Raw genomic sequence first — 14114 nt, 5'->3', positions numbered from 1 at the left:
ATCAGACCCTTCGGGACTACTTCGTCCCTAGTTTGTATTACGTCAGCTCTTGCCGGCGATTGTCACGTCTTTGATTTCGACGGTTTGCTTTGGCGCCCCGGTCCCATCCCCCATGTCGGCGATGACGCCCGCTTTGCTCACCTTGTCCAGGATGTCGAGCCCCTTGGTGATCGTACCCACCGGCGTGTAATCCGGGGTGAGTTGGATGTCGCCGAAAACGAGGAAGAACTGGCTTCCCGTGCTGCCCGGCGCCTGGGTTTTGGCCATCGCCATCACGCCGCGCTTGTACTGGGCGCCCTGCAGGTTCTCCTCGGCCATCACGTAGCCGGGGCCGCCGGAGCCGTCCTGGCTCTTGCCGTCGGCCTTGGCCGTCGGGTCGCCGCACTGCAGCATCGGGAACTGGCCGCTGCCGAGCCGATGGCACTTGCTGCCGTCGTAGTACTTCTTCTTTGCCAGGTGCTCCAGCGAGTTGGTCGTGCAGGGCGCCTTGGCGTTGTCGAGGTCGACGACGATGTCGCCGAGGTTGGTCTTGAACGTCATCGTCTTCTTCGCCGGGGTGGTCTTCACCTTCGCCGGCGGCAGGCCGACGTCCTTGACCTGACCGCCCGCGGTGTCCTTGACGTAGTCGCAGGTGCCCGCCGCCGCGTTGTACGGCTTCGGGCCCGTCGTCGGCGGCGCCGTGGCGGTGTCCTCTGGGGACGCCGTGGGCGACGCGGCCGCGTCCGTGCCCGTGTTTCCGCCGCCCAGCAGCGCGACCGCGGCCACGATGCCGCCGACCACGATCACCACGCCCACTGTGGAGCCGATGATCGCCGTGCGCTTGGCCTTCTGCTCGCGCTCCACGCGGCGTTGCATCTGCCGCTCGTAGTGCTCGCGCGCCAGCTGCTTCTGCCGGTCCTTCCCCGTGGCCACCGCTTTGCCTCCCATAGTGAATCAACTGAGGTGGGCGAATCGTATCGGCCAACGGGTAATGATTCGCAGCCCGGCGACCCGCACCGGTACCCTTCGGTTACATTCCCATTGGCTTTTCGACGAGATCACCTGAGGCAGATGCTCATCGCCGGCTTCCCCGCAGGGGCCTTCCAGACCAATTGTTACGTTGTCGCGCCCGCGGCCGGCGAGGAGTGCGTGATCGTCGATCCAGGTCAGGACGCGGCCGACGGGGTCGACGAGCTGCTGCGGGAGCACCGGCTCAAGCCGGTCGCGGTCCTGCTCACCCACGGCCACCTCGACCACGTCTGGTCGGTGGCCCCGGTCTGCGGCGCGCGTGACGTACCCGCGTGGATCCACCCCGACGACCGCCACCTGCTGAGCGACCCGGCCGCGGGCTGGTCCGACACGAGCGCGCAGCTGTTCGGCGGCCTCACGCTGAGCGAGCCCGACGACGTGCGGGAGTTGTCCGACGGAGCCGTGCTCCGGCTCGCGGGCCTGGAGCTCGTGGTCGACCACACACCTGGCCATACCCGGGGGTCGGTGAGTTTCCGCCTCGAAGCTAGCTTCGAGGCAGAGAGGGCAATCTTCCAAGCCTTTGACTTTGGGGGGGACTTGGGGGGCGAAGCCCCCCAAGGGGTCTTGCTCTCGGGCGACCTGCTGTTCGCCGGGTCCATCGGCCGCTCCGACCTTCCCGGCGGCGACTACCCGACCATCCTGCGCAGCCTGGCCACCAAGTGCCTGCCGCTGCCTGACGATACGGTCGTCCTGCCGGGCCACGGACCACAGACCACGATCGGCCGCGAGCGCGCAACCAACCCATACCTGAAAGAGGCGGCGCCGCACGCCGGTCCCACACGAGGGATCTAATGAGCTTCCAAGCACCAAAAGGGGTCAAGGAATACGTTCCGCCGCAGGCCTCGACGTTCTACGCGATTCGCGGAGCGTTCGCGGAGATGGCCAGGCGCGCGGGTTACGCCTACCTGGAGACCGCGGTCTTCGAGGACACCCAGCTGTTCGCACGCGGCGTCGGCGAGTCCACCGACGTCGTGAGCAAGGAGATGTACACCTTCACCGACCGCGGCGGCAGGTCGCTGACGCTGCGTCCGGAGTTCACCGCCGGCGTGCTGCGCGCGGTCCTGGAATACGGCCTGCACCGCGGCCAGCTCCCGGTGAAGCTGTGGACCCACGGGCCGGTCTTCCGGGCAGAGGCACCTCAGGAGGGCCGCTACCGGCAGTTCTACCAGCTCGACCTGGAGGCGATCGGCAGCGAGGACCCGGCCGTCGACGCCGAGACCATCGCGGTGGCCTGGCAGTGGTATTCCACGCTCGGTCTCACCAAGGTGCGGCTGCTGCTCAACTCGCTGGGTTGCAAGGAGTGCCGGCCGATCTACCGGGCCCGGCTGCAGGAGTTCCTGCGCGCGCTCGACCTCGACGAGGCCACCAGGGCGCGGATCGAGATCAATCCGTTGCGCGTGCTCGACGACAATCGTCCCGAAGTGCGCGCGCAACTCGAGGGCGCGCCGCTCATCGGCGACCACCTGTGCGCCGACTGCAAGGCCTACCACGACCGGGTCAAGCAGCTCCTGGCCGACCTCGGCATCCCGTGGGAGGACGCGCCCAGGCTGGTGCGCGGGCTCGACTACTACACCCGCACCACCTTCGAGTTCGACCACCCGCTGCTGGGCGCGCAGTCCGGCATCGGCGGCGGCGGCCGTTACGACGGGCTCTCCGAGGCCATCGGCGGGCCGCAACTGCCCGGCATCGGCTTCGGCCTGGGCCTCGACCGCACCGTCATCGCCCTGGAGCGGGAAGGCGTCGCGCTCGCCACCCCGCCCCGCTGCGAGGTGTACGGTGTGGCGCTGGGCGACGAGGCGGCGCGGGTCATGTTCAAGCTCGTGAGCGACCTACGCGCGGCCGGTGTCGCCGCCGACATGGCTTTCGGTGGCAAGGGGCTCAAGGGTGCGATGAAGGGTGCCGACCGTTCCGGCGCCCGGTTCGCGCTGATCCTGGGCGAGCGTGACCTGGCGGCCGAGGCCGTGCAAGTGAAAGACCTGACCACCGCTGAACAGACCGAGGTGCCGTTGGCCGAGGTCGTCGACGTCTTGAAGGGGAAAGTGCAGTGATCCGCACGCATACCGCCGGGTCGCTCCGCGAGGGGCACGCCGGGCAGCAGGTGACGCTCGCAGGATGGGTGGCCCGCCGCCGTGACCACGGCGGCGTCGTCTTCATCGACCTGCGTGACGCCTCCGGCTCGGCGCAGGTGGTCTTCCGCGAGGAAGATCACGCGCACGACCTGCGCGCCGAATACTGCGTGCAGGTCGTCGGCCAGGTCAGGTTGCGTCCCGAGGGCAACGAGAACCCCGACCTGCCCACCGGCGCGATCGAGGTCGTGGCGGAGCGGGTGGTGGTGCTGAGCGAGTCCGCGCCGCTGCCGTTCCCCATCGAGGGCAATGTGGGCGTGTCGGAGGAGGCGCGCCTCAAATACCGCTATCTCGACATTCGCCGCCAGCAGGTGGCCAACGCGGTGCGTACCCGTTCCAAGGCCACCTACCTGGCCAACGAGGTGATGCACGAGCTGGGCTTCGTCTACGTCGAGACGCCGACGCTGACCCGCTCCACGCCCGAGGGCGCCCGCGACTTCCTGGTCCCGGTACGCCTCCAGCCCGGCAACTGGTATGCCCTGCCGCAGTCGCCCCAGCTGTTCAAGCAGCTTCTCCAGGTCGCCGGCCTGGAGCGCTACTACCAGCTGGCCAAGTGCTACCGCGACGAGGACCTGCGGGCCGACAGGCAGCCGGAGTTCACGCAGATCGACGTCGAGATGTCCTTCGTGGACCAGGACGACGTCATCGAGGTCGGCGAGACGCTGATCCGCCGGTTGTGGCGGGAGATCGCCGGCTACGAGGTGCCGACGCCGCTGCCGCGCATGACGTACGCCGACGCGATGGCCCGCTTCGGCTCCGACAAGCCGGACCTGCGCTTCAGCCAGGAACTGGTCGAGATGACCGGCTACTTCGCCGACACCTCGTTCCGCGTCTTCCAGGCCGACTACGTGGGCGCCGTGGTCATGCCGGGCGGGGCCTCGCAGACCCGTAAGGAGCTCGACGGCTGGCAGGAGTGGGCCCGCTCGCGCGGCGCGAAGGGCCTGGCTTACGTGCTGGTCCAGGAGGACGGCACGCTCGGCGGTCCGGTCGCGAAGAACCTGTCGGACGAGGAGCTCTCCGGGCTCGCCGCCAAGGTGGGAGCGGACCCCGGTGACGCGATCTTCTTCGCGGCCGGTTCCGCGAACGCCTCCCGCGACCTGCTCGGCGCGGCCCGGCTGGAGATCGGGCGGCGCTGCGGGCTGATCGACGAGTCGCAGTGGTCGTTCCTGTGGGTGGTGGACGCGCCCATGTTCGAGGAGGACGGGGAAGGCGGCTGGACGGCCGTGCACCACCCGTTCACCGGGCCCAAGCCGGAATGGGCCGACAACTTCCAGGACCATCCTGGGCAGGCGCTGGCGTACGCGTACGACATGGTCTGCAACGGCATGGAGATCGGCGGCGGCTCGATCCGTATCCACCGGGCCGAGATGCAGCAGCGCGTGTTCGACGTGCTCGGCATCTCGAAGGAGGAGGCGGAGAGCAAGTTCGGCTTCCTACTGGAGGCGTTCAAGTACGGCCCTCCGCCGCACGGCGGCATCGCCTACGGCTGGGACCGGATCTGCATGCTGCTGTCGGGTGGCGAGTCGATCCGTGACGTGATCGCGTTCCCGAAGACGGCCTCCGGCTTCGACCCGCTCACGGGCGCGCCCACGGCGATCACGGCCGACCAGCGCAAGGAGGCGGGCGTCGACGCCAAGCCCAAGGTCGAGGCGTAGACGAAGGCACGGCCGGGCGCCGAATGACGCCCGGCCGTGCGCGAGAGCCGTACCACGCGAAAACGGCAGGCACCGGTCGGTGCCTGCCGTTTTCGCGTGGACCTCTACTTGAGCGTGACGCTCTTGATGATGATCGGGTTCTTCGGCGCGGTGGAGCCGCCGTCGCCCGTGATGTCGTCCGGGTTGACCAGCATGCCGTCCTTGGCGACCTTCTCGATGATCTCCAAGCCGGACCGGACCATGCCCAGCACCGAGAACTGCGGCTCGAGCTGCGCGTTCTCGTCCGACAGTGAGATGGCGAACTGGCTGCTGTTCTGCCCGGCCGCGTCCTGGGGCTGCGTCAGGAACACCACACCCCTGGTGTAGGGGATGGCGCCCACGGCCTCGTCGCCGTACACGTACCCGGCCGTGCCCTGGCCGTCCGTCGGGTTCTTGCCGTCCGCCTTGGCCTGCGGGTCGCCGCACTGCAGCAGGAACAGCCCGGCCGTCTCCGGCGTCACCAGCCGGTGGCACTTGGTGTTGTCGTAGAAGTGCTTCTTCGACAGGAAGTCCATCGAGTTGACCGAGCACGGGGTGGCGTTCGGGTCCACCTCGATGACGATGTCGCCGTGGTTGGTGCGCACGGTCATCGTCTTGAGCTTCATGTTGGGCTTCTTGCCCGGCAGCCCCACGAACTTGTTCGGAACCGACGTGTCCTTCTTGTACGTGCAGGAGACCGCGCCCGCCTTCTTGGGCGGCGTGGTGCTCGGCAGCTCCGTCGGCGCGGCGGACGAGGCCGACGCCGAGGCCGAGGCCGAGGCCGATGGCGTGCTCGCCGCCGAGGCCGGGTCCGTGCTGTCATTGCCGACCAGGGTGGTCGCGGCGAAGATGCCGCCCGCCACCACGACCACGGCCACGCCCGCGCCGATGAAGGTGTTCCGCCTTCCCTTGGCGGTCTGTTCGGCTGCTGCGCGCTTCTCCTGCCGCTCCTTGTGCTCCCGCGCCAGCTCGCTCTGGCGGTCCTCGCCGCTCACCGGTGTCTCCTTCATCTTTGCCGACACATGACCAAACAACTCCGCGCATGCTACCGGCCTTCGAGATCTGCCTGACATAAGTGACGAAATCTGGTGACTGTGGCGACAGTGACCGCGAACCATACGGCGCTCGGATTCGTAGTTGAAATAAGCACTAAGGAGCGCCTCATGTTCGACCAGATCCTGGGCCTGCCGGCCCACCCCCTGATCATTCACTTCGCCGTGGTGTTGACTCCGCTGCTCGTTGTCGCCGCCGCGGCTTACGCGCTGCTGTCCCGTTGGCGTCCGTACGTCGCGTGGGCGGTGGTGCTGCTCTCCCTGGCCGCGCCCGGGGCGGTCTTCGCGGCCAAGGAGAGCGGCGAGAGCCTCAGGGCGGCCCGCTTCGCCACGGCGGACGGCAGCCTGGGCGCCCGCATCACCACCCACCAGAGCTTCGCCACCCCGCTGCTGCTGTCAGTGCTCGGGCTGGCGGTGGCGGCGCTGCTGCTCGTGTACGCCACCCGCCCGGCCCGCGACTCGATCGGCCGCGACAGATTCGGCCGCGGAGCGACGCTGGTCCTGTCGGGCCTGACGCTGGTGCTGGCGGCGGTGGCGGGCTATTACGTCTTCCGCGCTGGAGACTCCGGAGCGAGAGCCGTTTGGGGAGTGTAATCTCGCGTTGTGGAGAGCTTGTTCGATTCGGCGGCCGAGGAGGCCACCCCCCAGCCGCTCGCGGTACGGATGCGCCCGCGCACGCTCGACGAGGTGCTCGGCCAGCGGCATCTGCTCGGCCCAGGCACCCCGCTGCGGCGGCTGGTCGAGAGCGAGGCTCCCATGTCGCTGTTCCTGTGGGGGCCGCCCGGCACCGGCAAGACCACGCTCGCCTACGTGGTCTCCAACGTCACCAAACGCCGCTTCGTCGAGGTCTCCGCCGTGTCGGCCGGCGTCAAGGACGTGCGGGCCGCCATCGACAACGCCCGGCGCGAGCTGGGCATGACCGGCCGCCAGACCGTGCTGTTCGTGGACGAGGTGCACCGCTTCAACAAGGCCCAGCAGGACGCCCTGCTGCCCGCCGTGGAGAACCGCTGGGTCACCTTCATCGGGGCGACCACCGAAAACCCGTTCTTCTCGGTCATCTCGCCGCTGCTGTCGCGCTCGCTGCTGCTCACGCTGGAGTCGCTGTCCGACGACGACGTCCGCGCGGTGCTGGCGCGGGCGGTATCCGACCCGCGCGGCCTGGACGGACGCGTCACGCTCGCCCCCGAGGCCCTGGAGCATCTGGTACGCCTCGCCGGCGGCGACGCTCGCAGATCGCTGACCTATCTGGAGGCAGCGGCGCTGCAACCCGCGGGGGGCGAGCCCCCCGCGTCCCCCCCCAAAAGCACGGAAGAGGCGTCTTACTCGCGCGGGGAGCAAGCTCCCCGCGTGACGGTCGAAGTCGTCGAGAAGGCCGTCGACAAGGCCGCCGTGCGCTACGACCGGCAGGGCGACCAGCACTACGACGTGATCAGCGCGTTCATCAAGTCGATGCGCGGATCCGACGCCGACGCGGCGCTGCATTATCTGGCCCGCATGATCGAGGCGGGGGAGGACCCGCGGTTCATCGCCCGCCGCATCGTCATCTTCGCCTCCGAGGACGTCGGCCTGGCCGATCCCACGTGCCTGCAGACCGCGGTGGCCGCCGCCCAGGCGGTGCAGCTCATCGGGCTGCCCGAGGGGCAGATCAACCTGGCGCACGCGGTCATCCACTGCGCCATGGCGCCCAAGTCCAACGCGGTGGTCAAGGCCATCGGGGCGGCGATCGGCGACGTACGGCGGGGCCTGATCGGCCAGGTCCCCGGCCACCTGCGCGACGCCCACTACCCGGGGGCGGCCAAGCTCGGCCACGGGGACGGCTACAAATACCCGCACGACTTCGACCACGGGCTGGTGCGCCAGGACTACGCGCCTGAGCAGGTGCGCGACCGGCGCTACTACGAGCCGACCCGGCACGGCGCCGAGGCCCCGGTCGCCGACCGGTGGGCGAAGATCCGCGACTTCCTCCGCGGCTCCTGACCCCGCCCCTTGCGCCATGCCCGACTACCGCGCCTCCTTCGACGCCGTCATCGCCTTCAGCAACGGCGGCGATCTCACCGTGCACGGGTTCCGCGTCGACCTGCCCGGTCCCGACACCCCGAAGAGCGAGATCGCGGCGTTGTTCGTGGCCTCGCTCGGCCTGCTGATGACCGACACCGCCGAGCTCACCAACGTGCGGATCTTCGCCGAGCCGCACAAAGGCACCAGGGGCGGTCCATCCGACCGGAGCCGCCAGGATCCAAGCTCAGACCGGGCAATCCACAATCCGCGATCGCACCAGGGCGCACACAATCCAGGCAAGGTGGTCGAGCTCAACCACCTCCCGCAGGAAGGCGGCACCTACCTCGAAGCCCCCTACGGCGACCTCCTCGCCATCCCCCTGTCACGGACCGTCGATCTCCCGGCCGTGGTGGTGCGGGTCGTCGGGGCCGAGCGGCCTGCCATCGACGTCGGATCGCTGGCCGCGTTCGACGTACGCGATCATGCTGTGCTGCTGCACACGGGGGTGCGCGAAGGGCACTGCCTCACGCCCGCGGCGGCCGGCTGGCTGGTGGAGCACGGCGTCGCGCTGGTCGGCACCGACGCCGACGGGCTCGACGACGGCGCGCACGAAGAGCGGCCCGCGCGGCAGGTGCTGCTCGGCGCGGGCGTTCCCGTCGTCGACAGGCTGACCGGGCTGGATAGCCTCCCGCCGACCGGGGCCAGGTTCACGGCGGCGCCCCCGCGTCTCATGGGTGTGGGACGCGTCCCGGTACGCGCCTACGCCCGCCTGCCGGCGTGAGAAGGCAGCGGAATGCCGTGGTGAACGGGCGGTGGCGGGGAAGCACTACCGTGTGAGGGCGACGGTTACCTCCGGGGGCGGCCTGATCGAGCCCGGCGTCCTCACCAACGTTGTCACTCGAACGCGATAGGGTCTTGCCGTTCCGGCCCAGCGTACGAGGGAGATGAGCGGATGCTTACCGCTGGAGAGGTCGCCGGGCTGATCGCCGCCACGGGCTGGATTGTCCTGGTCTGCGTTCTCGCCATGGTGCTCGTCAAGCTCGCCAGGCTGCTCACGGAGACCACCAAGGCGGTCTCCGACCTGAACAACCGCCTGACGCCGCTGCTCGACGACATGAGCGTCACGGTCAACGAGACCAACAGGCAGCTGATCGCCGTCGAGGCCATCGCCAAGGACGTCAAGCAGGTCAGCGGCTCCGCGGCCAAGCTCAGCGCGGTGACGCAGACCATCTTCACCGGGCCGCTGATCAAGGTGTCGTCGCTCGGCTACGGCGTGCGGCGCGCCATCGAGGCCCGCCGGCCGCACAAGGTCAGGCCCGGGCAGAGGCGGCCGCGATGATCAGAAGGCTGTTCTACCTGTCGCTCGGCGCGTTCCTCGCCTTCTGGGTGATGCGCAGGCTGCAGGCGCTGCACCCCGACCATGTCGCCCGCAGGACCGCCGACGGCGCCGCGGGCATGCTCCGGCGGGTGAGAGACTTTACTTCTGACGCGCTCGGCGAGGCCGCGGAGCGCGAAACCGAGTTGCGAGCACGCTTCGGGCTCGACAACGCTGAAGACAACAAGCCGAAGACGACCCGCTGAACACAATCGCTTTCTAACGCAAAGGATGGCCACCATGGAGTCGGCAGAGATCGCCCGCCGCTTCCTGCGCTTCTTCGAGGAGCGTGGGCACAAGGTAGTGCCCTCGGCCAGCCTGATCGCTGAGGACCCCACGCTTCTCCTGGTCAATGCCGGTATGGCGCCGTTCAAGCCGTACTTCCTGGGGCAGCGCAAGCCTCCGGCGTCCCGGCTGGCCACCGCGCAAAAGTGCGTGCGCACCCCCGACATCGAAGAGGTCGGCAGGACCGCGCGGCACGCCACGTTCTTCCAGATGCTCGGCAACTTCTCCTTCGGCGACTACTTCAAGGCCGAGGTGATCCCGTTCGCGTGGGAGCTGCTCACCAGGTCCGAGTCCGACGGTGGCTTCGGCTTCCCGGAGGAGCGGCTCTGGGCGACGGTCTACCTCGACGACGACGAGGCGTACGACATCTGGCGCAACCGCGTCGGCCTGCCCGCCGAGCGCATCCAGCGGCGCGGCCTGGAGGACAACTACTGGCACATGGGCGTGCCCGGGCCCGGCGGCCCCTGCTCGGAGATCTACTACGACCGGGGCGCCGAATACGGCAAGGAGGGCGGGCCCGTCGCCGACGAGGACCGCTACCTCGAGGTGTGGAACCTCGTCTTCATGCAATACCAGCTCAGCCAGGTCCGCACCAAGGTCGACTTCGACGTGGCGGGCGAGCTGCCGGCGAAGAACATCGACACCGGCATGGGCCTCGAGCGCATGGCGACGATCCTGCAGGGCGTCGACAACATCTACGAGATCGACACCACCTACAAGATCCTCGACAAGGCGGCCGAGCTCACCAAGACCCGCTACGGCCGCGACCACCGCGCCGACGTCAGCCTGCGGGTGATCGCCGACCACGTGCGCACCGGCACCATGCTGGTCGCCGACGGCGTCCTGCCCGGCAACGAGGGCCGCGGCTACGTCCTGCGCCGCATCCTGCGCAGGTCCGTACGCAACCTGCGGCTGCTCGGCTCCGGCGACGAGCGCTACCTGCACGAGCTGACCGACGTCGCGATCAACGTCATGGGCGAGCAATACCCCCAGCTCAAGGCCGACGCGCCGCAGATCCACGGGATCATCGACGCGGAGGAGGCGTCCTTCCTCGGCACGCTGCGCACCGGCACGGCGATCTTCGACGTGGCGGTCGAGGAGACCAAGCGCAGGTCCGCCGCCACCATCCCCGGCGACCAGGCGTTCAAGCTGCACGACACCTACGGCTTCCCGATCGACCTGACGCTGGAGATGGCGGCCGAGCACGGGCTCAAGGTCGACGAGGAGGGCTTCCGCCGCCTCATGAAGGAGCAGCGGCAGGCGGCCAAGGCGGACGCCGCGGCGAAGAAGACCGGCAATGCCGATATTTCGGTGTTCGGGCACTTGCTTGAGGCGGCGGGCAAGGTCGAGTTCCTCGGCTACGACCAGACCGAGGCCGACACGAGCGTGGTGGGCATCCTCGTCGACGGCCTGCCGGTGCCCGCGGCGGATGCGGGCTCGACCGTCGAGGTCGTGCTCGGGCGTACCCCGTTCTATGCCGAGGGCGGCGGCCAGCTCGCCGACCAGGGTGTGATCCGCACCAGCGGCGCGGAGGTGGAGATCGTCGACGTGCAGTCGCCGATCGCGGGGCTCGTCGTGCACCGCGGCAAGGTCCGCAGTGGCGAGCTCAGGGTCGGCGACGAGGCGCAGGCGGAGATCGACCTCGAGCGCCGCCGCGCGATCTCGCGCAGCCACAGCGCCACCCACCTCGTCCACCGCGGCTTCAAGAACGCGCTCGGCGAGACGGCGGCGCAGGCGGGCTCGGAGAACTCACCGGGCCGCTTCCGCTTCGACTTCACCGCGGCGGGCGCGGTGCCGCAGAGCGTGCTGCGTGACGTCGAGGACGAGGTCAACGCCGTGCTCATCAACGACCTCAAGGTCAACGCCTTCTACACCTCGCAGGCTGAGGCGAGGGCGATGGGCGCGCTGGCGATGTTCGGGGAGAAATACGGCGACGAGGTCCGCGTGGTCGAGATCGGCGACTACTCGCGCGAGTTGTGCGGTGGCACCCACGTCCACAGCTCAGGGCAGCTCGGTCTGGTCAAGGTGCTGGGCGAGCAGTCGGTGGGCGCGGGCGTGCGCCGCGTAGAGGCGCTCGTCGGCATCGACGCCTTCCGCTTCCTGGCCCGCGAGAGCGTGCTGGTCGCGCAGCTCAGCGAGCAGCTCAAGGCGCGCCGCGAGGAGCTGCCCGAGCGCATCGAGGGCATCGTCACCCGGCTGCGCACGGCGGAGAAGGAGCTGGAGAAGCTTCGCTCCGCTGAGGTGCTCCAGGTGGCTGGCGATCTGGCGTCCCAGCCTCGTGACCTGCAGGGCGTCTCCGTCGTGACACACCGCGCGCCTGATGGCACCAGCGCCGATGACCTGCGTAAGCTCGCGCTTGATGTGCGTGGCAGGTTCCCGGCCGACAGGCCGGCGGTCATCGTGATCGCCGGTGCCCCCTCCGACCGGCCGGTGGTGGTTGCCGCGGTCAACGAGGCGGGGCGCGAGCGGGGGCTCAAGGCCGGGCAACTGGTCGGCGTCGCCGCCAAGGCTCTTGGGGGTGGCGGTGGCGGCAAGGACGATGTCGCGCAAGGCGGCGGCACACGACCGGAGGCGATCGGCGACGCGCTTCGCCTGGTCGAGCAGGCCATCGCTGAGCGGATCACGGGATAGCTCGGCTGACATGAGGTTCGGTTCACGGATCGGCGTGGACGTCGGCTCCGTACGTGTCGGCGTGGCCCGCAGCGACCCTTCCGGGATGCTGGCCACGCCGGTCGAGACGGTCAGGCGGGGTAAAGGCACCCTCGACCGCATCGCCGCGATCGTCGCCGAGCACGAGGCGATCGAGGTCGTGGTGGGGTTGCCCACCTCGTTGTCCGGGCGCGAGGGGCCGGCGGCCACGCTGGCGCGCCAGTTCGCCGCCGACCTCGCGGCCCGGCTCGCGCCGACGCCCGTACGGTTGTTCGACGAGCGGCTGACCACGGTCGCCGCGCAGCAGGGGTTGCGGGCCAGCGGCGTGAAGGCCAAGAAGCAGCGCGGCATCGTCGACCAGGCGGCCGCGGTCGTGCTGCTGCAGGACGCGCTCGACTCCGAGCGTGCCACGGAGAGACCACCAGGCAGGCCCGTCGAACCGCCACCGGCGGCCGACGGACCTGCCTCATGAGCGCGCGCACCACGGGGGTCGCGACCGCGCCGATGGCGTCCCGAGTCACGGGGGTCGGGGTGGTCTTGTGAACGGTACGCCGGAAGACGAGGACGACGTCGGTGACGTGATCCCGTTCCGTTCGGGGGACGCTGCCGACTCCACCGACTCCACCGATTCCCGGGATGAAGCGGGCGAACGGGTCGAGGCGGGCGAGCGGGTCGAACCCGCGCCGGAGCAGGCCGCGGCCGACGTCATACCGCTGCCCGCGCGGCGGCATCGGGCCATCCGCAAGGCGGGCCTGGTCTCCGCCGGTCTGCTCGCCTCGCTGCTGGCCCTGGGGGCGGTCGCGATCGCGATGCTCAAGCCGTACCTGAGTCCTGAGGACTTCGAAGGCGCCGGCAGCGGGAGCGTGACCGTGCGGATCGCGCCCGGCTCCAGTGCCCAGTCCATCGGCTCCGCGCTGGCCGATGCTGGAGTCGTGGCGAGCGCGCAGTCGTTCGTGAACGCGACCGAGGACCGCGCGGTGGCCGACCGGCTGCGGCCGGGGCACTACCGGCTGCGCAAGGGCATGGCGGCGGGGGCGGCGCTCGACCTGCTGCTCGCGCCCGCATCCAGGATCGTACGGCGGGTGACGCTGCCTGAGGGCATGCGGACGAACGAGGTGCTGAGCCGCCTCGCCAAGCAGACCGGGCTGCCGCTCAAGGAGCTGCAGGGCGTCGACAAGGCCCTCGTCGGGCTGCCCAAATACGCGCAGGGGCTCGAAGGATTCCTGTTCCCCGCGACGTACGAGATCGAGCCCGGGGACTCGGCCGTGGACGTGCTGGCGGCGATGGTCGAGCGCTTCGGCCTCGCGGCCCGGCACGTGGACCTGGCCGAGCAGGCCGCCCGCATGCGCCTGACACCCCTGCAGGCCGTCACGGTGGCCAGCCTGATCCAGGCCGAGGGCGGGACCGACGAGGACTACCCGAAGATCTCCAGAGTGATCTACAACCGCCTGGCGAAGGGCACCAAGCTGGAGATCGACAGCACCGTCCTGTACGCCCAGAACCGCCGCAGCCTGAGAGTCACGGAGCGCGACACCAAGGTCGACTCTCCTTACAACACCTATCGCCACAAAGGACTGCCGCCCGGACCCATCGCCAATCCCGGAGAGAAGGCGCTGATAGCGGCCCTGAACCCGGCGGAAGGTGATTGGCATTGGTTTGTGACGACGGATCCGGCGCATAGAATCACCAAATTCACCAACAAAGAGAGCGAGTTCGTGAGATACCGGGAAGAGTTGAACAAGAACCTCGGGACGAACTGATGTTCGATGGGATCCCCTCTGTCCCCACACGAAAGCCCCAAAACGGGGCATGCTTCCTCTTTCCGTCCCTTAGCATGGCTACCCAGAGTGATCTCCGCCGGTCGTGGGTGCATGTCCGGCGGATCCCCCAGTTCCGCTCGGTGACCCCAGCCAGTTGGGCAGTTCCGCTTGACGCCCGGCAGGCCGAA

General features: G+C 69.3%; 13 protein-coding genes. 11 read left to right on the top strand and 2 right to left on the bottom strand.

Annotated elements, in window-relative coordinates; all coding sequences use genetic code 11:
- Positions 1-42: 42 nt before the first annotated feature.
- Entirely contained in the window at positions 43-912 is an 870-nt protein-coding gene (locus tag ACFLIM_RS43625; protein WP_393175500.1) for a peptidylprolyl isomerase, read from the bottom strand.
- Positions 913-1050: 138 nt separating this feature from the next.
- Between ACFLIM_RS43625 and ACFLIM_RS43620 the strand changes: the two genes are divergently transcribed.
- The 3 genes from ACFLIM_RS43620 to aspS are packed head-to-tail and all read left to right on the top strand — an operon-like array spanning position 1051 to position 4789.
- On the top strand, positions 1051-1800 hold the full coding sequence (locus tag ACFLIM_RS43620) for an MBL fold metallo-hydrolase (protein ID WP_393175498.1): 750 nt from the start codon (positions 1051-1053) through the stop codon (positions 1798-1800).
- On the top strand, positions 1800-3056 hold the full coding sequence (hisS, locus tag ACFLIM_RS43615; protein WP_393175496.1) for a histidine--tRNA ligase: 1257 nt from the start codon (positions 1800-1802) through the stop codon (positions 3054-3056). The genes ACFLIM_RS43620 and hisS overlap by 1 nt, the downstream gene beginning before the upstream one ends.
- The gene (gene aspS, locus ACFLIM_RS43610) at positions 3053-4789 is read left to right on the top strand and encodes an aspartate--tRNA ligase (RefSeq protein WP_393175494.1); all 1737 of its coding nucleotides are present in this window, start codon (positions 3053-3055) and stop codon (positions 4787-4789) included. Before hisS ends, aspS begins: the two co-directional genes overlap by 4 nt.
- Positions 4790-4893: 104 nt before the next feature.
- On the opposite strand, the gene ACFLIM_RS43605 is transcribed toward aspS, so the two are convergent.
- Entirely contained in the window at positions 4894-5802 is a 909-nt protein-coding gene (locus ACFLIM_RS43605; RefSeq protein ID WP_393175492.1) for a peptidylprolyl isomerase, read from the bottom strand.
- Between the two features lie 168 nt (positions 5803-5970).
- On the opposite strand from ACFLIM_RS43605, the gene ACFLIM_RS43600 reads away from it, so the two are divergent.
- From ACFLIM_RS43600 to mltG, 8 genes are all read left to right on the top strand, one after another.
- Positions 5971-6453: a DUF2231 domain-containing protein gene (locus ACFLIM_RS43600; RefSeq protein ID WP_393175490.1), complete on the top strand. Its 483-nt coding sequence runs from the start codon at positions 5971-5973 to the stop codon at positions 6451-6453.
- A 69-nt stretch (positions 6454-6522) separates the two neighbouring features.
- Positions 6523-7836: a replication-associated recombination protein A gene (locus tag ACFLIM_RS43595; RefSeq protein ID WP_393175585.1), complete on the top strand. Its 1314-nt coding sequence runs from the start codon at positions 6523-6525 to the stop codon at positions 7834-7836.
- Between the two features lie 16 nt (positions 7837-7852).
- Positions 7853-8638, top strand: coding sequence for a cyclase family protein (locus tag ACFLIM_RS43590; RefSeq protein WP_393175489.1), 786 nt, complete (start codon positions 7853-7855; stop codon positions 8636-8638).
- A 171-nt stretch (positions 8639-8809) separates the two neighbouring features.
- A complete protein-coding gene (locus ACFLIM_RS43585; RefSeq protein ID WP_393175487.1) occupies positions 8810-9196 on the top strand; it encodes a DUF948 domain-containing protein in 387 nt (128 codons plus the stop codon).
- Positions 9193-9438, top strand: a complete 246-nt coding sequence (locus tag ACFLIM_RS43580) for a hypothetical protein (protein WP_393175485.1) — start codon at positions 9193-9195, stop codon at positions 9436-9438. The genes ACFLIM_RS43585 and ACFLIM_RS43580 overlap by 4 nt, the downstream gene beginning before the upstream one ends.
- Positions 9439-9472: 34 nt before the next feature.
- A complete protein-coding gene (gene alaS / locus ACFLIM_RS43575) occupies positions 9473-12148 on the top strand; it encodes an alanine--tRNA ligase (RefSeq protein ID WP_393175483.1) in 2676 nt (891 codons plus the stop codon).
- 10 nt (positions 12149-12158) lie between these two features.
- Positions 12159-12638 carry a Holliday junction resolvase RuvX gene (ruvX, locus tag ACFLIM_RS43570; RefSeq protein WP_393175481.1) on the top strand — a complete coding sequence of 160 codons (480 nt, stop codon included), beginning with the start codon at positions 12159-12161 and terminating at the stop codon, positions 12636-12638.
- A 67-nt stretch (positions 12639-12705) separates the two neighbouring features.
- On the top strand, positions 12706-13926 hold the full coding sequence (mltG, locus tag ACFLIM_RS43565) for an endolytic transglycosylase MltG (RefSeq protein ID WP_393175479.1): 1221 nt from the start codon (positions 12706-12708) through the stop codon (positions 13924-13926).
- Positions 13927-14114 lie beyond the last annotated feature (188 nt).

The organism is Nonomuraea marmarensis, assembly GCF_043197025.1.
Classification (GTDB): domain Bacteria; phylum Actinomycetota; class Actinomycetes; order Streptosporangiales; family Streptosporangiaceae; genus Nonomuraea; species Nonomuraea marmarensis.
The sequence above is the reverse complement of the archived record's forward strand: the minus strand, read 5'-3'. Positions and strand labels throughout refer to the sequence as shown.